At 63.3% G+C, this 17,290-nt stretch carries 14 protein-coding genes; 5 read left to right on the top strand and 9 right to left on the bottom strand.

Going from position 1 to position 17,290, the window contains the following annotated elements; translation table 11 throughout:
• The first annotated feature begins 211 nt into the window (after window positions 1-211).
• The gene (locus OKA04_RS06710; protein WP_264500374.1) at window positions 212-1,465 is read left to right on the top strand and encodes a cation:proton antiporter; all 1,254 of its coding nucleotides are present in this window, start codon (window positions 212-214) and stop codon (window positions 1,463-1,465) included.
• 20 nt (window positions 1,466-1,485) lie between these two features.
• On the opposite strand, the gene OKA04_RS06705 is transcribed toward OKA04_RS06710, so the two are convergent.
• The 4 genes from OKA04_RS06705 to OKA04_RS06690 all read right to left on the bottom strand — a co-directional run bounded on the left by OKA04_RS06705 (window position 1,486) and on the right by OKA04_RS06690 (window position 4,292).
• Window positions 1,486-3,138, bottom strand: coding sequence for a M56 family metallopeptidase (locus OKA04_RS06705; RefSeq protein ID WP_264500373.1), 1,653 nt, complete (start codon window positions 3,136-3,138; stop codon window positions 1,486-1,488).
• Complete coding sequence (locus OKA04_RS06700) at window positions 3,135-3,527, bottom strand: BlaI/MecI/CopY family transcriptional regulator (RefSeq protein WP_264500372.1); 393 nt, start codon at window positions 3,525-3,527, stop codon at window positions 3,135-3,137. The genes OKA04_RS06705 and OKA04_RS06700 overlap by 4 nt, the downstream gene beginning before the upstream one ends.
• A 79-nt stretch (window positions 3,528-3,606) precedes the next feature.
• Window positions 3,607-3,978: a hypothetical protein gene (locus tag OKA04_RS06695; RefSeq protein ID WP_264500371.1), complete on the bottom strand. Its 372-nt coding sequence runs from the start codon at window positions 3,976-3,978 to the stop codon at window positions 3,607-3,609.
• Window positions 3,975-4,292, bottom strand: coding sequence for a hypothetical protein (locus tag OKA04_RS06690; RefSeq protein ID WP_264500370.1), 318 nt, complete (start codon window positions 4,290-4,292; stop codon window positions 3,975-3,977). Before OKA04_RS06690 ends, OKA04_RS06695 begins: the two co-directional genes overlap by 4 nt.
• A 104-nt stretch (window positions 4,293-4,396) precedes the next feature.
• Here OKA04_RS06690 and OKA04_RS06685 point away from each other — a divergent pair, with 104 nt between their 5' ends.
• Window positions 4,397-5,323: an arabinan endo-1,5-alpha-L-arabinosidase gene (locus OKA04_RS06685; protein WP_264500369.1), complete on the top strand. Its 927-nt coding sequence runs from the start codon at window positions 4,397-4,399 to the stop codon at window positions 5,321-5,323.
• On the opposite strand, the gene OKA04_RS06680 is transcribed toward OKA04_RS06685, so the two are convergent.
• The 4 genes from OKA04_RS06680 to OKA04_RS06665 form a co-directional block, all read right to left on the bottom strand.
• On the bottom strand, window positions 5,289-7,907 hold the full coding sequence (locus OKA04_RS06680) for a VIT domain-containing protein (protein WP_264500368.1): 2,619 nt from the start codon (window positions 7,905-7,907) through the stop codon (window positions 5,289-5,291). The two genes, OKA04_RS06685 and OKA04_RS06680, sit on opposite strands and share 35 nt — an antisense overlap.
• Window positions 7,908-7,918: 11 nt before the next feature.
• Window positions 7,919-8,320: a PadR family transcriptional regulator gene (locus OKA04_RS06675; protein ID WP_264500367.1), complete on the bottom strand. Its 402-nt coding sequence runs from the start codon at window positions 8,318-8,320 to the stop codon at window positions 7,919-7,921.
• Window positions 8,317-8,691 carry a hypothetical protein gene (locus OKA04_RS06670; RefSeq protein ID WP_264500366.1) on the bottom strand — a complete coding sequence of 125 codons (375 nt, stop codon included), beginning with the start codon at window positions 8,689-8,691 and terminating at the stop codon, window positions 8,317-8,319. The genes OKA04_RS06675 and OKA04_RS06670 overlap by 4 nt, the downstream gene beginning before the upstream one ends.
• A gap of 83 nt (window positions 8,692-8,774) precedes the next feature.
• Complete coding sequence (locus OKA04_RS06665; RefSeq protein WP_264500365.1) at window positions 8,775-10,103, bottom strand: hypothetical protein; 1,329 nt, start codon at window positions 10,101-10,103, stop codon at window positions 8,775-8,777.
• 121 nt (window positions 10,104-10,224) lie between these two features.
• Here OKA04_RS06665 and OKA04_RS06660 point away from each other — a divergent pair, with 121 nt between their 5' ends.
• A complete protein-coding gene (locus tag OKA04_RS06660) occupies window positions 10,225-10,926 on the top strand; it encodes a class I SAM-dependent methyltransferase (protein ID WP_264500364.1) in 702 nt (233 codons plus the stop codon).
• 81 nt (window positions 10,927-11,007) lie between these two features.
• Window positions 11,008-11,826: a hypothetical protein gene (locus OKA04_RS06655; RefSeq protein WP_264500363.1), complete on the top strand. Its 819-nt coding sequence runs from the start codon at window positions 11,008-11,010 to the stop codon at window positions 11,824-11,826.
• Window positions 11,827-11,891: 65 nt separating this feature from the next.
• Here the strand turns inward: OKA04_RS06655 and OKA04_RS06650 are convergent, their stop codons facing one another.
• On the bottom strand, window positions 11,892-12,632 hold the full coding sequence (locus OKA04_RS06650) for a hypothetical protein (protein WP_264500362.1): 741 nt from the start codon (window positions 12,630-12,632) through the stop codon (window positions 11,892-11,894).
• 338 nt (window positions 12,633-12,970) lie between these two features.
• On the opposite strand from OKA04_RS06650, the gene OKA04_RS06645 reads away from it, so the two are divergent.
• Entirely contained in the window at window positions 12,971-17,281 is a 4,311-nt protein-coding gene (locus tag OKA04_RS06645; protein WP_319800601.1) for a beta strand repeat-containing protein, read from the top strand.
• The last annotated feature ends 9 nt before the right edge of the window (window positions 17,282-17,290 follow it).

Here is a 17,290-nt window from a genome sequence, read left to right as displayed (position 1 = left end):
TTGTTTCACCCCGTGGTCTGGCGAGGGCCGGAGCGACGTTACAAGAAATGTGACTGCGAGTTAAGATTGTTTGAAATGGATCAACCGAAACGGAGTCCGGTCGCCATGACTGCATGTTGCAATGGCATTATAATTCTCGCTCGACCGGGGGCATTGCCCCTTTACAAGGGCGTCGCACATGCACGCCCTGTCTGCCTCCTTCTTCCTTCAGATGGCCGTTATCCTGGTTGTCTGCCGATTGGTCGGGATTCTCGCGAAAAAGGTGGGGCAGCCGCAGGTGGTGGGGGAAATGATCGCGGGCGTGCTCATCGGGCCGTCGCTGCTCGGCTACTTCTTCCCGGACCTGATGAAGTCGATCTTCACTCCGGAGTCTCGGGGCATCCTGTATGCAGGCGCGCAGCTCGGTGTGGGGCTCTACATGTTCCTCGTCGGCCTGGAGTTCAATACGGACCACTTCCGCTCGCGGGCGAAGAGCGCGGCGTGCGTCTCCATCGCGGGGATGGTGGTGCCATTCATCCTCGGGGCGCTGCTGGTCCTCTGGCTGCAGCACGTGCCCGGCATCTTTTCTCCAAAGGTGCGCTATTTCGAAGGCGCGCTTTTCCTCGGTGCGGCGATTGCGATCACGGCCTTCCCGATGCTCGCCCGCATCATCTCGGAGCGGGGGCTCTCCGGCACCTCGCTGGGCACGCTGGCGCTCGCCGCGGGTGCCATCGACGATGCAGCCGCCTGGTGTGTGCTGGCCGTGGTGCTGGCGACCTTCGGTGCCTCGCATCCGTTGGTCATCGGTGACATTTCCATCGGTGCCGAGGTCGTGGCCATCGGCGGATCGGCGATCTATGGCGTGCTCGCGTTGACCGTGGGCCGGAAATGGCTGTCCGCGCTGGGCCGCGCCGCCGAGCGCAAGGGCGAGGTTTCCCAGCCGATGATGGCGCTGGTGCTCGCACTTTTCTGCCTTGCCGCCTGGTATGCGGACATCATCGGCGTGCACGCGGTCTTCGGCGGCTTCATCCTCGGCATTGCGATGCCGCGCGGGGTCTTCGCCGACGACATCCGGAAGAAGATCGAGCCCTTCGCTGTGGTCTTCCTCCTGCCGATGTTCTTCACCTTCTCCGGCCTGAATACGAAGTTGAACGTGCTGATCGATCCCAAGCTGATGCTCATCGGCGTGGTCGTCCTGCTCGCCTCGGTGCTGGGCAAGGGCGTGGCCTGCTGGGCCGCGGCCCGTCTCAATGGCGAGGACAATGCCACCTCCCTTGCCGTGGGTACTCTGATGAATGCCCGCGGCCTGATGGAGCTGATCATCATCAATATCGGCCTCCAGCGCGGGATCATCGGCGAGGCGCTCTTCTCGATCCTCGTGGTGATGGCGATCGTCACCACCCTGATGGCGTCGCCGGTCTTCGAGTTGGTTTACGGACGAAAGAAGAGGCTGGCTGAAGTGCCGGAAGGCGCGGCGGGAGCGTGAGTCCCGCCGCCTGAGCTGTTTCACCGGAGGTCCTTGATCTCTCGCCCGACGGCGTCGATGGGGACCGCCGTGATGAAAATGGTGGGGAAGCAACGAGATTCCACCTCGCCCAAGTTGATCGCCACGGTCTCTCCGGGGGACAGTCTGCCGATGCCCCTCGCAACCTTCCGCTGCAGCTTCTTCCAGTTGATCTTGCTCTCGTTGTCGAACATGCCGTCGGAAGGTGTGTTCATGGAATAGTGGGCGCGCGGGATGAAGCCGTAGTTGATGTCGGCGCTGACCTTGACCTTTCCGCCGTCAAGGGCCGGCGTGATCCGGAGGCTCCAGCCGACGAAGCGATTCGGGCGGGCCTGCGGGCGCTTGAGGTCGATGCTCCACGGTGGATCGTCCGGGTGTTCGCGGACGATTTCGAGAAAGGCGGTCTCGCCAGTCTTCGCCGTGACGGAAGGCATGGTCATCAGCATGGTGCCCCGCTTCTGGGCGTAGGTCCTCATGAGTTGCTGCATTTCCGCATCGGTGAAAATGCTGCCGTCCGCGGCTGCCGGGCCATCGGAGGGGGCCAGCACCTTCACGTTGATCTTGATCTGGGCGGCTTTCCCGGCGGGCAGCGTGTCGCTGGATGTGCTGGTGCGGGTCGCCTTCTCCGGGGTGCTGGCGGCGGTCGTGTCACGATGGTCTTCCCCGATGCGCACGCAGGAAATCATCAGCGACGCTCCCAGCATCGCGAGGCAGACAGGGAAGAGGACTTTCCTTTCGAGGCGGACCGGGCCTCCGGGTGCGGCTTTCAGCACGGTGACGATGCGGGCCTTCAGGGTCTTCAGTCGGTGGCTCCGCACCATGGTCACGGCGAAGGGATTCCGTGATGTGGGCTTGGCGGCCATTTCGATGAGGAACTCGCCATATGCGGGGCGATCACCTTCGCTCGCAGCCAGATCACAGACGTGTTCACGGGCCATGCTCCAGCGCGAGACGAGCAGGTGGAGGAAGGGATTCCACCACTGGATGGCGCGGGTCCACTCCAGCACGATGATCCACCGGGAGTCGTGGCCCCGGCAGTGACTCATTTCGTGGCGGAGAGCCCAGCCGAGTTCCCTGCGCATGGATGGGTCGAGCAGGAAGCCCGGGATCACGACCAGCGGTCGGAGGAATCCGGCGACGCACGGGCTGCAATCCACCGGAGCAATCCGGAAGCGGCGTCGATCCGGGTTTTCCGGTGATGCTCCGAGGATAGCTTGCCACGCCTCGTCATCAGGCATGGCGAGACCTCTCCGCCAACGCCGGATCTTGCCCGCGGCGGCAAAGAGCAGTGCCGACGAAATCAGCGCGCCGAGCAACCAGATTCCGAGGGCCAGGGTGAATCCTTCGAGGGCGACGAACGAGGCCGGGATAGCATCCGGGCCTGCCTCTGCTTCCCCGGCGGGAATTGTCATGACGGTCCATTGCGGCAGGCTCACCAAGGTGGCACTGCCTCCTTCTTCAATGGGATCGCTGTTCCTGCCAGCAAGCCTCATGGCGGAAAACCACGGAAGGATCGCTATGGCCAAGATGCCGCACAGTGAAGTCGTCGCGACGCGCTGCGGACTCCTGAAGCATAGTGTGGCCACGAGAACCGCAGCGGAAAGAACGGCGGTGTGAAGGACGACCGTCATCAGGTAGTGCTCGGGCAGTTTCATGGCTTGCCTCCCTTCCGGTGGCTATCGATGAGGCCCTTCAACTCCTTCAGCTCCGCATCGTTCAGGCCGCCTTCTTCCACGAGGCAACGGACGAGCGAGATGCCGGAGCCGCCGAAGAGGCGTTGCTTCAACTCGGTGAGGATCTTCCCGCGCCCCCGCCTTTCGGTGACGGCGGCGCGATACATCCGGACGCGATCGCTGTCGTCATGCTTCAGCCAGCCCTTTGCCTCCAGGCGGGTGAGCTGGGTCTGCAGGGTATTGCGGGAGATAGCCTCGTCGCGCCCGGCATTCACCATCTCCAGCAGGGTGGCAACGGACAGAGGCTGCTGCTGCCAGATCAGGTCCATCAAGGCCTGCTCGCCAGGCGACAGCGGGGGAAGGGATTTCATCGGCATGAACGATGAGTGACGACAAATGTCGTCTCATGCAAGCCGAATGTGACGACATCTGTCGTCATAGTGTGGTGCTTCAATCCGCCAGTTCGCCGTCACATCCGTCCGGCGCGGTCCGCCGGGCGGGGAGGCTCCTCACTCTCCTGAAAACGGCCACCGCGAAGGAAAGCAGGTGTCCCGTGCACAGGATGTCGGCTGCCAGATACGCGCGATTCTCTATCTCGATCCACAACTGGAGGTGTGAATTCAGAAAAGGAGTGGCGAAGCTGGCAGTGTAGGTGATCGCGACGATCAGCAGATAAGCAAAGCCCAGCCAGGCGGAAACCCGCCATGTCCGGTCCCCGGAACGCTTCGCCAGCCGAAGACAGGCCAGGCACACGACGGCAAGCGCCACATTGTAGGCGAGCCATGAGGCGGTTGTCAGGATGTGCTGGAGTTCCGGGCTCATTTGGGGAGGGAATGATCGAATTGAGGGTCCTTGGAGAGTCTCCACAAGCCGAGTGCGAAGAAAGCCCATCCGATCCAGCCGAAGAGATTGCAGTGAGTGACGATGCTGTAGGTACTTTCTTCGCCCAGGACGTTTATCAAAGGCTCATACCCGTTCAGGCTTACGAAAAGCCATGGCAGGCCCAGCACCACGACCCAAGCGAGCGAGGCGATCATCATGACGAGATGCCGCGAGGGGGCTGCCTTTTGCCACAGGATCAGGCCGCTGATGCAGGCCACCTCCAGCACGAACCAAATGATTTCGGAGTTCTCCATTTGACGGAAGAACGATGGGATGATCGCTCGGAAGCGGCAAGACAACTGTGACAGCATGCGAAACATCCAGGAGTGCCGCGCGTTTCCTTCCCATGATTCCCCGAATGCTTCTCTTCGCCCTCGCTGCCGTGCTTCCGGTCCGGGCGCAGGTCCCGCGTGACGAGACCTACCCGCGCATCCACGACCCCTCCACGGTGGTCGAGGAGAACGGAGCGACATGGTGCCTCTCCACCGGCAATGGAGTACTGCTCCTGAAGCGCGAGCAGGACGGCAGATGGAAGCGGGAGGCTCCGCTCTTCAAGGACTATCCCGCTTGGCACAAGACCGAGGTGCCGGAGAACAAGGGGCACCTGTGGGCACCGGACATCATCCGAGTGAACGACAAGTGGTTCATCTACTACTCCGTCTCCAGCTTCGGCTCGAATCATTCCGCCATCGGGTTGCTCACCGGCAAGACGCTCGATCCCGCGTCAAAAGACTACGGCTGGAAAGACGAGGGCGTGGTCATCCGCTCGCGGCGGCCGGATCGCTTCAATGCCATCGACCCTGCGGTGATCCTCGACGACGGAAAGCTGTGGATGAGCTATGGTTCTTTCTGGGAAGGCATCTTCCTCATCGAGCTCGATCCTGAGACCGGGCTGAGGAAGAACCACGATGCGCCGCTGCGGCTCGCGATGTATCCGGAGATCGAGGCTCCCTTCATCCACAAGAACGACGGCTGGTACTACCTCTTCGTGAATTGGGGGAAGTGCTGCCGCGGCGTGGACAGCACCTACGAGATTCGCGTGGGCCGCAGCAGGAAGATCACCGGCCCGTATCTGGACAAGGATGGCACCGACATGAAGGACGGCGGCGGCTCGCCATTCCTCGCCACACAGGGCCGCCACATCGGACCCGGCCATGCCTCAATCTTCCGGGAGAGGGGCAAGGAATGGCTGGTCCATCACTACTACGACCGCGAGCGCCGTGGTCGCTCCGACCTGCGCATGCTGCCGCTCAAGTGGCAGGAGGGGTGGCCGGCTGTGGAGTAGGCTTTTCGCGCCGCCTGCGGCAGACCGCCGCCACGGTGCCGAGCATCACGAGCATGGCAGTGGAGGGTTCCGGGACATTTGGCACCTGGGGCACGGAACTCGCGTCCACCGGCTCCAGTCCGTGTTGCTTGAATTGCTCCATCGTCTCTAGCACCACCGCGCCGGACACTCGGGTGACGAGTTGGTAGCGTGCGGCGAGAGCGGGGCGATCGATCTCGGGGATCGTTGAAAGAGGCGAGTCGATCGACTCCATCGCCCACTGGCGGGCGAGGTGGTCCCACACGGGATTGCCGAGATCGGTCGGCGGGGTCGCGCTGCGGCGCCAGTGCCAGGCGGTCTCGTCGCGCTCCAGGCCGAGCGTGTCGAGGAAGGCGGAGAGGTCTTCGAGCGGATTCAGCAGCGCGGGGCCGCGGCGCATTGCCCCGCTGCTCTGCAGGGCCTCGGCGAGGCGGTTCGGTCCCGGCGCGGCCATCACCTCATGGATCACGGGGATGCGGGTGCCGCGCTCGATCAGTTGCAGCAGCGCTTCCGCTTGCGAAAGCCCGACGGCCTGCGGGCCATGCAACCACACGATCTCGCCGACTTCGCCCGATTTCGCACGGCGGACCGCTTCACGCAGGGCGGGCTCGTTGTCGCGCCCTCCGGTGAAGCGATGGTCGCGGAGTTCCCGCACGGTGATCGGCTTCACGCCGTCATTCGCCAGCAGTATGTCGGCATTGCGCCCGTTGAGTGCTTGGAGCAGCCATGGCTTGGAAGCCTCCATCGAGACCGATCCGTCGATGACCACCAGCAGCTTGCCCTCGGGCTTGCGGTGGATCTTCTTCGGCTCGCGCACCAGGTAGCGCTCGTGGACGGGGGAGAACTTGTCCTCGCACCAGACCGTGGGTGCCTCGCCGGATACCGCGGTTGCCTTCACCGCAAGCAGGCCGCCGCTCACCGCGGACGGGGGCAGGGAGAGAGCCATCGAGCGACCGGGGCCATCGACCGCGGCAGTGCGAGGGGCGGCACCCTGCTCCAGTAGATCAAAGGTGCCCTCGCTCTGCATCCACACGGAGTGCTCCAGGCTTTCCTTCAGGCCGAAATTCCTCTCGAGGATGCGCGGCATTTCCCACAGGTCTCCATCGAGCGGTGCGGTGATGCCAAAGCGGATCTTCATGTCGCCGCCGGCGGGCACGGGGAAGCACTGCACCATCACCGTGTCCGGCCCGCACATGGTCACCAGCACGGGGTCGCGCCGCTGCACCACGGCCACCGCCTTGTAGGCTGCCTTCACTTTCGAGACTGCATTGAAAGCGGCCTCGCGCTCCTCGCCATTCACCCACAGCGTGAGGCGGGAGACGCGGCCGCCGCGCGGGAGCAGCACCTGGCAGCGGGCTTCCTGGGCATTCGCCGCGCGGTTGTGGAAGACCATCGTCCATTCGCCGTAGCCGAGGCGCGAACGTGGGTCCACGTGGCCGTCGAAGCGCGACTCGGTCATGTCCAGATTCTTCAGCCGCACCGCCACGTCATCGCTGCCGACGTGATCGTCGAATTCCCACTCGCGGGTGTCGCCGCGGGATCCGCGCGATCCGAATTCGGTGACGGTGCGCGGCGGTGCCACGCTGGTGAAAGGCTTTCCAGTCACCCGGAAGAAGACATCGCGGGACTTCGCGGGATCGATGTCGGGAGGGATCCTCATCCCGAAGATCGAGGCGGGGATTTCCCAGCCGCGCTCGATCCATCCTGCGATGTCCGTCACCCGGCCCATCTCGCCATTCCGCTCGTAGCAGGCACGGAGCAGTGTCCGCGAGGAGTGAAAGGTGCGCAGTCGCTCGATGGCGGCTTCACGCGAATCCCCATCGCCGGATGCCGTGGCGAGCTGCGACCTCGTCCACAACGCAGGGCCCTCCAGTGCAACCAGCGTCACGACCGCGATGGCGAACCCCACTCGCCACCCGCGGCGATAGCGTGGCGCGTCTGCTGACTCACGCCTCATGCCGCGACCGATTCGCCAGGTGACGATTCCCGCAATGATCGGCGTCAGGGAAAGAATTCCGAACCCGAAGAAGATCAGCGCGATGGCTGACAAGGGTGCCAGCGGCAGGAAGAGCAGCGCATAGAACGCGGAGACCACGAGCACGAGTCCGGCCACGAAGCCTTTTCCCGATTCCCTCCCTCCCGGGGCTCCCTTCAGAAGCCACGCATTGACTCCCGGCACCAGCAGGATCAGCAGCGCATGCCACCACGTGGGAATGGGATCGAAGAAAACGCCGCCGCAGAATGAACTGATCAGCTCGAGGATTACGACGAGCAAGGGCATCACGACTCCGAAGGTCCATGTTGCGATGGAACTTCGGCGACCGCGCGCTCTTTTGGTCGTGAGCTCAGGCGGCGGTTGGTAGCCGACATCCAGTCGGGAGAGGATGGTTTCCAATTGCATCAGCCCGATGCTCCCGGAGCTGTCCTTTTCCGCTTCCTCGTGGATGTGGCGGCGCAGGTCGGACTTCAGTTCATCGGCATCCTCGCCGTCGAAGCCTTCGCGGCGGACGCGTTCGTCGAGGTATTCGCCCAATCGTTTCTCGGCTTGGGATGTCCACGTTTTCATGATGGGAGATGTCAGTTGCGGCGCGGAATTGCCGGTTTGTTTGGAAGGTCGGATGAAGGAACGGTGAAATCGGGGAGACTGCCCACGCCCTTGGCCATTTCGCCGAAGTAGGCCTGCATCTCCTCGCCGAGTGCCTTGCCCTCGGGGGTCAGCCGGTAGTACTTGCGGGCCGGGCCTTCGCTGGATTCCTCCAGCCTGGTGGTGACGAGTCCCTGCTTCTTCAGGCGGGAGAGCAGGGGGTAGATGGAGCCTTCCGCCACGCCGATGCCCGGGATGGCCACCAGCGACTTCACCAGCGCGTAGCCATAGCACTCACCACCGGCGAGTGCCTTCAGGATGCACAGGTCCAGCACGCCCTTGCGCATCTGGACGGTCCAGTTTTCGAAAAGCTCCCTGGTCTCTCCGTCGCTCATGGCTCGTCGATCATGCCTGCGGGGAGGAAAGGAGGGCGCTCGCTTTTCTCGCCCCTCGTCAGGTCAAAGCTGCGCTCGATCTTGTCGCCGCCCGTCATGTCGAGGACGGTACCGTCCGCACTGAAGCGCACCGAGCAGCGCCTCCAGCGGCGTGCCTCGTGATCGACGTAGTAGGCCTGCCACGGCTGGCCCTGACCGCGCGTGTAGAGCCGCACGGTGTAGGGCTCGCTCCAGCTATCCCAGCCATTCCAGCGCTGCGTCACCACGTAGCGCACGCCCTGCGGGGAGGACCCGTGCGCGACGACGCCGCTGCGACCGGGCTGGATGCCCAGGCCGATGAATACCGCGATTAGGAGTGCCGCTGCTGCCATGTCCAAAGTGTTGCCGGACAGGTAGCGTGCATCACAAGGTAGTGGCAAGCCATTTCGCTGCCACCGTTTTTAGAACGTGCAAATCAGTGGGAGTGGCCGTGCTCCGCGGCGCCGAGATTCAGCACGAACTGGAGCCACACCGAGTGCTCATCCGCATAGCCGCCAAGCCGGTCGTAGGTGTATTGCAGCCGTGTGTGGATGTCCGCGTGACTGCCGAGATGGAAGGCGCGGCCGACATTCGCGGCGGCACGCCAGCGGCGCTCATTGCCTGACATACGGTTGCCGGATGCCCACTCGATCCGCGCGCCGGTGGTCCAGTCCTTCGCGAATTCGACACCGCTTGCGGCGTAGATGCCGAACTCGTCGTAGTCGCCCTTGATGCCAGCCCTGTCGCGGGCCTCGACCGAGCGGTAGAAGACCTCGCTGCGCCACCATGCCGGGCGACCTGCGGCCTCGTACTCGCCGAAGACATCCGCACCGGCGGTCCAGGTCGTGCGGCCGAATCCATTCTCGCCCGCGGCGAATGAAATGCCGGCGCTCTTCACGCCCTTCCATTCGGGCCTGGCCTCCAGCCTGCCGAAGAAGAAGCCATCGTCCAGATAGGCGTCCTCCGCATCATAGACTCCGCCGTTCCCGGCGAAGCCGTGGCCGTGATGCTCGTGGCCTTCTTCCTCGTGATCGTGGTCGTGATCTTCTTCCTCGTCGTGGTGTTCGCCCGCGTTCTCGACACCTTCAAAGTACGCCTCGCGTCGTAGTTCGCGGGTCGCGCCGTGACCGTGGTTGCGGCCCTGGCCGTAGCCGAGGCGCAGCAGCCAGCGGTCGTTTGTTCCCGGCAGGGGCCAGGAAAGCTCGGCGCCCTGCACGACCAATCCCTCCTCACCGAGCAGACGGATCATCGAGATCGGCGGCTCCACGAATTGCCGGTCGTGGAGGTGCAGCGTGTTCTCATGGCCGAAGGGAGCGAAGAACTGCCCGCCGCGCAGGACCAGATTTCCCGGGAGATCGACGGCCGCGAAGGCTTCTTCCCACTCGCTGTCCCAGCCATCGAAGCGATCCCAGAAGACATTGTGATTCGCATGCACCGAGATCCGCTCGCCGAATTCCATCACGGCACCGAGTTCGATCCCTTGCAGGTTGAAGGTATCGTCGATCGGTGCGTGGCTGCCGCGGATGAGCCCGAAGTTTTTCTCCGAGGTGGATCCGCCGACAGCGAAGGCGGCATTGAGGTGAGGATGGAAGTGGAACCAATCGTTGGATTCCTTCTTCAGGTCCAGATGTGGATGATGTGCGCTACCGGCTAGATGCGCGGCATGGCCGTGATCGTGGTCATGATGATCATGATCGTGCCCGGCGTGCGGGTCCTCGGCGAGGAGCAGGGTGGGGCAGAGCAGGAGCGTGGCAGCGCGGTTCATTTTCGCGAGAAAGAAGCGACTGCATAAAAATTACAACAAGAATATTGCAGTTCTATTGCGTTTCAGGATGCTGAAGTTCCTGTGCAGCAGGCCATCGCAGGCTGCCCATCCAGATCCCGCCATGTCCACGCCGTCACTCACTTCATTCGGTCCCGAGCAAGCAGCCGCCTATGACGAACGCTTCGCGAAGTTCGCTCCCCTGCGCGATGCGCTGCATCTCCTGGCGGGCACCGTGCTGGCAAGGCTGCCGGAGGATGCGCGTATCCTCTGTGTGGGCGCGGGCACCGGGGCCGAATTGCTCGCGCTCGGCAGCCGCTTTCCGGGATGGCGCTTTACCGCGGTGGAGCCATCGGGGGCGATGCTGGACCGCTGCCGGCTGAAAGCCGAGATGGCTGGCATGGCGGAGCGTTGTGAATTTCACACCGGCTATCTGGACTCGCTCCCGGAAGGTGAGCCTTATCATGCGGCGACTTCGATCCTCGTTTCACAATTCGTGCTCGATGAGGAAATGCGGCGTGGCTTCTTCCGCGAGATCGCAGGGCGCGTGATGCCCGGTGGCTATCTTTTGAATGCGGATCTCTCGACCGATCTGGCCTCGCCGCTTTCGGCGGAATTGTTCGAGGTGTGGCTGCGTTTGTTCGAGTATGCCGACTTCACGCCCGAGGCGATCGAGGGGCTGCGCACTGCCTATGGCACGGATGTCGCGATCACTCCGCCGGAGAAGATCGAGGCGATCATCGCTTCCGCCGGATTCGGCACTCCCACGGCCTTCCTGCAGACCGGTTTGATCCGGGCATGGTTTGCGACGCGGGGCGCGGATTGATCGTGCGATTGCATTTCAGCGCGCATTTCCCGCAAGTGATCGCCAGCAATCCGGAGATACATCGTGAATGCTGGAGGTGTCATGGATCCACGGCATTTCCTTCCCGTTCCCGTCCGTCTCAAGCACCTGCACCCGGATTTCCTCGATCGTCTCGCATCCCTCGGGGGGCTCTGCCTCCGTGCGAAGAATCTGGCCGTGGAGCTCGCGTCGATGACCGACCCGGGCGGGGCGATCCTCGAGGACGACGATCTCTCGTGGCTGCCATCCAGCGGGCTTTCCTTCAATCGCTCGCGTCTCGCCGGCGTGCATGCACTGCGGGCCGCCCAGCTCACGAGGTATCCCGGTGTGCTGGAGCTGGATTTCGTGGGTGACCGCCATCCCATCGGTTTCGCCATCCCGCCCGATGGCGCGGACGCCTTGGCAAAGCTGGTGGCGGACTTTTGCGAAGAGGAGTGCGACCACGAGCAATTGATCCAGTGGCGCAATGCCCTGGTGCCTCCCTTCGAGCCGTGCAACTGCTGCAAGTCATCCATCGAGATGCGCCGTGCCCATGCAGATGCGCACCCGCTGGCACCGATCCTTGGCGACGCGGTGGAAAGCGGCATCGAGCTGCACTGCCGCGTCGCGGACAAGAGCTACTCTTTTGAGAGATTCATCCAGCCGGCGAAGATCGACCTGAAGGGCGCGATCACCGTGAATGACATGACGTCCCTCGTCATCCTGCGCATCGATCCCGCGCTGATCCATTCGGTGCATGTGGGAACCACCGTGACGGATCGTGAAGTCCGCACCGTCGTGAAGGCGCATGACCTGCTGGGGAATGAGGCGCTCGTGCTATCCATGCCGGGAGACAGCCATGTCCAGGCATGGCGTCACTACTGCGCCGTGGCCGGTGCCTGATGGTAAAAGAAAGCGCCCGCTGCAGCGAGGCAGCGGGCGCAGACAACCAGCGTCTTTGTCAGCGATTACTCGGCTTCCGCCGGGAGAACGCTTTCGATCTCGGCCTGATCGCTCTGTTCGAGACCGAGACCGTGGATCTGGGCGTGCTGCACGCCGTGGAACTCGAGGGAGAAGCTCGAGACATCACCCAGGCCATCGAGGTCGTATTGGAATGCCCACGAATTGATGTAGAGGTCCTCCCACTTGAAGTTCATGTACACCTCGCCGTTGTAAACCTGCGCGTAGAGCGAGGTGAATTCGGCCTCCACCTCGTGAGTGCCGGTGCTGGAGACGACGTGCAGCACGGGTGCCTCGCCATTGTAGAAGTCGTAGGTCCATGCCTCGCCGATATCGACGTGGAAGACGATGGTCTTCACGTCATCCAGCACGCCGGTGCCACTGGCTTGCACGGCGAGCTCGCCGCCGTGGACATTCGGCATGCTGAGGATGCCGCCGAAGTAGATGGACTGCGATGCGGGGTAGGGGCCGCCGGCGAAGCCATTGGCGACCTTGACCAGACCGTTGGTGCCAGCTTGCGGTCCTTCCTGCGAGAGCAGGGCTCCGGTCCATGCGCCATTGCCGGGGAAGCTGCCATTGCCCGGATAGGCCGTGGAAGTCAGGGCTTCCCAACCTTCGGAGAAGGTGTTCCCGCCAAGGCCCACCGGGGTGTAAACGCTGCCGACTCCATCCACATACTCCGCCTGGGCGGCGTGCATGAGGGAGGCTGCGATGATCGTCTTGAGTAGTGTTGATGGTGTTGTCTTCATGACGGGATCATCATGGGTTCCGTGCCGTGGCTTCGCTCGCCGTGTCTTGCGATTGATTGGTGGCAGATCCACGAAGTTGCGCGTTCAGGTCAACGGGCCGTTATAACAGGCAATCTAACAGCATCATCATGATGATTTGCAATGTTGTCACGAGTGAGTGGCGGTGAGTTGCTTCGATTGGCTGCTGATTGCGCATCATGGCGCTCATGCGCAATACGCCGCGTTTGAAGGCAAGGGGTCGCCAGTGAATCGCAATCACAGGCAGGTGAATGGCAAGGGGCCGCGAGCAGGATGTGAAATCAGACTTCACGTTCCCGGCCCTGGCTTTCCTCTCTCTAATGAACACGACCCGATCCGCCCTCATTACCACGGCTCTAGTAGCAGTGGCATTCACCGCCCATGCCGCCGATACCCCCGAAGGCATGAGCTGGCTCCCCTCCGATCCGCTCGATCTGACGCTTCCAGGTACCCACACGCATGACTTGTGGCTGAACCTCGCCTTTTCGACGAACATGAGCCGCACCGCGCCTTTCATGATGGGTGGCGTGAACTACGGGAATCTGCCCTACTCCATCCCCGGCTACGGGACATTCATCATGTTCCCCGGCATGACGATGTGGAATCCCTTCAAGGCGCAGTTCTGGACGGGGACCACGCAGGGCGAGCTGATCAAGATCAGCAACGGCACGGGAGGCGGACCCTATCCGGCCGGATCATCGATCTACTTCGGCGGTGCGAGCCCGGACCCGAATGTCGATGGCGGAACGCTGGGCATGAAGGGCTACGCGATGCCGGGCGTGAAGACGGTGACCGCGCAGATCTCGATCGGTGAAGCCTACGGCTACTCGTTCTTCGACACCGGCGCGCCGGGGATCGGGCCGGAAGATCTTCCGAAACTGAAAGTCTACAACGCGGCGGGCACGCTGCTGGCGACGCTCGATGCCACGCACAACGGCATCATCAAGAAGGCCTACAATGGCAGCCTGGAGATGCCTCCAGGGTCCGGCCTCGACGAAGACATCTACATCAACACGCTCGGCCTGCAGTGGAATCTCGCGAACGTCGAAGGCGATATCAGTTGGTTCCAGGCGGACTGGACCGGCGTGCAGCACGCGCAGCTCTGGTCGCTGCGGCTTGACCAGACGGACACCGTGCAGAGCAGCTTCGTCTTCGACCTCACGTCGACCTGGACCGGCGCGACCGACACGAACTGGACCACCGCAGGCAACTGGCAGGGCAGCACCCCGCCGACCACGGTGGGCAAGGCGGTCTTCGGCACCGGCAGCGGTGTGAACATCGACGCACCGGTGACGGTGGGGCAGTTGGCCCTGAGCCCGGGTGCGGACTTCACGGTCTCCAGTGCGAATGATTCGAAACTCACGGTTTCGCTCAATGTCGTCACGGAGAACACCGGCGACCACACGATCTCGTCGGACCTCGTCTTCCCCGCCATCACGACGGTGGACATCGGTGAAGACACCTCGCTGGCCATTACCGGCGATGTCTCCGGCTCGGGCTTCTACAAGCGCGGCGCGGGTCCGCTCACGGTTTCGGGCAGCAACAACTTTAGCGGCACGATCATCCTCGCGGGCGGCACGACCACGGCGAGCGGCACGTCCCTGACCTCGGCCGGGTCGGTGCTCGATCTAAAGAACGCGCGCCTTATCCTGAAGGGCAGCGACCGCTTTGAAAACGAGTTCAAGGTGAAGCTCAGCGGCACCTCGATCGCGGGTCAATCCGCGTGGGTCCAACTTGGCGACGCCACGACCGGTGCCGTCACTCAGACCTTCGCCGAGCTCAATGCCGCGAAGCCGCAGTATGTGAAGGATCTCAATCCGAATCCGCAGACGAATCCTCCGGTTCATGTCGTCAGCGGCACGCCTGAGATTTCCACGCTCACGCTGAAGGGCGGTACCTACTCCGGCACGCTCGGCGGCACGGGAACGAACGAGAACAACTTCGGACTCTCGGTCGAAGGAAATGTCATCCTCCAGGGCACCAGCACCTACGTGGGTGATACGGTCGTGAAGCCCGGCGGCACCCTGCAACTGAACCGCGAGGAAGCACTCTCCGCAAACAGCGCCATCAAGCTCCAGGGCGGCGTGCTGGCTCTCGGTGCCTTCAGCTACATGACTCCCGGCGGTGAGAATGACAACGGCATCACGGTGAACGAGTCGATCCCGTCCCTGAACCGCAGCCTCGGCACGGGTCCCGGCCAGATCGAGTTCACCTCCGGCACCTTGCGTGCCGTGGCCGGTGCTCGCAGCGTGAACTTCGGCGGGAATGGCGACTCCATTTCCTGGGGCCAGCCCGGCTTCATCGCGGAAGGCTCCCCGCTCGTGATCACCGGTGATCTTGCCACGAGCCGCGTGGTGCTGGCCAATGCCCTCAACCTCGGATCGACGGACCGCGAGGTTCAGGTGAATGACTTCAACAGCGTCGCGGAACTCTCCGGCAAGATCAGCGGCAGTGGCGGCCTGATCAAGTCGGGCACCGGCACGCTGATCCTCACCGGCGACAATGACTTCACCGGTCCTCTCGTGGTGGATCGGGGCAAGCTCGGCATTGAGTCCTTCGGCACTGCAGGCACTTCCGGTCCCTTCGGAAATACTTCGAATGCCGCGTCCAGCATCGTCCTCACCGGCGGTCTGTCGGATGGCTACGGCGGTGGTATACTGAACTACACCGGCAGCGAGAATCTCGTCACCGATCGCTTGTTCACCATCAAGGGCACCGTCGGCTCTGTCGCGGTCGATGGCACCGGCACGCTTCATTTCACGAATACCGGAGCCATCGCCTTCGACTCGTCGGCACCGTCCATCCTGGAGTTGCGCGGCATCAACAATACCCCGAGCCGCTTCGATCCCCTGATCACCGACAACGGCCAGCATCCGGTCTCGCTGCGCAAGGCCGGCTCCGGTGCAGGAGGCACGGGCGGCTACTGGATCATCGGCAACGAGAATCACAGCTACACCGGCCAGACCGTGGTGAATGCCGGCACGCTCGAAGTGTCGAAGCTCGCCAATGGCGGCCAGCCCAGCAGCATCGGTGCCTCGTCGAGCGACGCGTCGAACCTCGTCCTGTGGCGCGGCCGTCTCCTCTACACCGGGCCGGAAGTCAGCACCGACCGCTTGTTTGCCATCACCACCGGCAGCAGCCACGTCAATGACTTCGACAAGTCTCCGCGCATCGATTCCTCAGGCACGGGTGCGATGCACTTCACGAATACCGGCTCGCTGCGGAATGCCGACGTGAGCGGCACCACGCAGGAAATCGGCAACGGTGCTTGGCTGACCCTCATGGGATCATTCACGGGTGCGGACAATACCTTCGCGCCCCGCATCGGCGGCGGCATCGCGGCGAATTCCCGGATCTTCAAGGAAGGTCCCGGCACGTGGGTGCTGTCGAACACCGGCAACAGTTGGGTGGGCATCACGGAGATCACCGGCGGCACGCTGGCGGTGAATAGCATCGCGAACGGCGGCATCGCGGTGGTGATGAATACCACGATCAACTCGACCACGGCCACCGTCACCAGCGCCACCGGACTGGTGGTCGGCATGTCGGTGAACGGTCCCGCGATCGCGGCTGGCACCACGATCTCCGCGATCAATGGAACGACCGTCACGCTCTCGCTTCCTGCGACCTTCACCTACTCCACAGGAAGCAGCCGCAACAAGGTTGCCGGCTACCCGAGCACGCTTGGCACCGCACCCGCGGCACCGGCGAATCTCGTGATCAATGGCGGCACGCTCCGCTATGACGGGGCGGGGGATGCCACGGACCGCCGCTTCACGGTTGGCATCAATGGTGCAGGGCTCGCTTCTTCCGGCACGGGCGCTGTGAATTTCAACAGCACCGCCGCTCTGACCTACGCGGGAACCAGCGCACGCACGCTGACGCTCGGCGGCTCGAATGCGGGTGAGAATACCCTTGCCGCAGCCATCGGGAATGCGGGCACGGGCGTTGTTTCCGTGACGAAGTCCGGCAGCGGCACCTGGGTGCTCGGCAATGCGAACACCTACACCGGCAATACCACGGTGACGGGTGGCACGCTGAAGCTCACCGCCGCCGCTCTCGCGGATGCCAGCACGCTCAGCATTGCGGCAGGTGCGACGGTCGAGTTGGCGTATCCCGCAAGCGCGATCGACCTGGTGGACACGCTCATCCTCGGCGGCGAGGAAGCGGCGTCCGGCGTGTGGGGCGCGGAGGGATCCGGTGCCCAGCACACCAGCCCGCTGATCACCGGCACGGGATTGATTCGCGTCGCCGGAGCATTCGAGGCCTGGGCCGCTGGCATCACCAATCCCGCCCTGCGCGACCGTGATGCGGATGCGGATGGCGATGGCATCAGCAACCTCCACGAATACCTCTTCGGCACGTCCGCCGCGGTCGGCAATGGCTCGCTGGTCCAGTCGAGCCGCGAGGGTGGCGACCTGATCCTGCGCTGGAACGAACTGGTGGCCGGTGGCGTCTATCAGCTCCAGGAAAGCACCTCCCTCGCCGAGACCCCATGGCCTGCCAGCGAGATCGTCCCGGTCACCCCTGACGATCAGGAGGGTGTTCCAGATGGATACATCCGCAAGCAGGCCACCGTGCCGATCGAAGGAGCCGCGAAATTCTTCCGCGTCTCCGGCAGCGAGGAATAACCCGCGTCC

Source organism: Luteolibacter flavescens, from assembly GCF_025950085.1.
GTDB lineage: Bacteria > Verrucomicrobiota > Verrucomicrobiia > Verrucomicrobiales > Akkermansiaceae > Haloferula > Haloferula flavescens.
This window is presented reverse-complemented; position numbering and strand designations above follow the sequence as displayed.

What these genes read in the sequence shown, in the direction of transcription:
- OKA04_RS06710 (WP_264500374.1), top strand. Translation starts at nt 212, where the DNA reads ATGGCCGTTATCCTGGTTGTCTGCCGATTGGTCGGGATTCTCGCGAAA.
- OKA04_RS06705 (WP_264500373.1), bottom strand. Translation starts at nt 3,138, where the DNA reads ATGAAACTGCCCGAGCACTACCTGATGACGGTCGTCCTTCACACCGCC.
- OKA04_RS06700 (WP_264500372.1), bottom strand. Translation starts at nt 3,527, where the DNA reads ATGAAATCCCTTCCCCCGCTGTCGCCTGGCGAGCAGGCCTTGATGGAC.
- OKA04_RS06695 (WP_264500371.1), bottom strand. Translation starts at nt 3,978, where the DNA reads ATGAGCCCGGAACTCCAGCACATCCTGACAACCGCCTCATGGCTCGCC.
- OKA04_RS06690 (WP_264500370.1), bottom strand. Translation starts at nt 4,292, where the DNA reads ATGGAGAACTCCGAAATCATTTGGTTCGTGCTGGAGGTGGCCTGCATC.
- OKA04_RS06685 (WP_264500369.1), top strand. Translation starts at nt 4,397, where the DNA reads ATGCTTCTCTTCGCCCTCGCTGCCGTGCTTCCGGTCCGGGCGCAGGTC.
- OKA04_RS06680 (WP_264500368.1), bottom strand. Translation starts at nt 7,907, where the DNA reads ATGAAAACGTGGACATCCCAAGCCGAGAAACGATTGGGCGAATACCTC.
- OKA04_RS06675 (WP_264500367.1), bottom strand. Translation starts at nt 8,320, where the DNA reads ATGAGCGACGGAGAGACCAGGGAGCTTTTCGAAAACTGGACCGTCCAG.
- OKA04_RS06670 (WP_264500366.1), bottom strand. Translation starts at nt 8,691, where the DNA reads ATGGCAGCAGCGGCACTCCTAATCGCGGTATTCATCGGCCTGGGCATC.
- OKA04_RS06665 (WP_264500365.1), bottom strand. Translation starts at nt 10,103, where the DNA reads ATGAACCGCGCTGCCACGCTCCTGCTCTGCCCCACCCTGCTCCTCGCC.
- OKA04_RS06660 (WP_264500364.1), top strand. Translation starts at nt 10,225, where the DNA reads ATGTCCACGCCGTCACTCACTTCATTCGGTCCCGAGCAAGCAGCCGCC.
- OKA04_RS06655 (WP_264500363.1), top strand. Translation starts at nt 11,008, where the DNA reads ATGGATCCACGGCATTTCCTTCCCGTTCCCGTCCGTCTCAAGCACCTG.
- OKA04_RS06650 (WP_264500362.1), bottom strand. Translation starts at nt 12,632, where the DNA reads ATGAAGACAACACCATCAACACTACTCAAGACGATCATCGCAGCCTCC.
- OKA04_RS06645 (WP_319800601.1), top strand. Translation starts at nt 12,971, where the DNA reads ATGAACACGACCCGATCCGCCCTCATTACCACGGCTCTAGTAGCAGTG.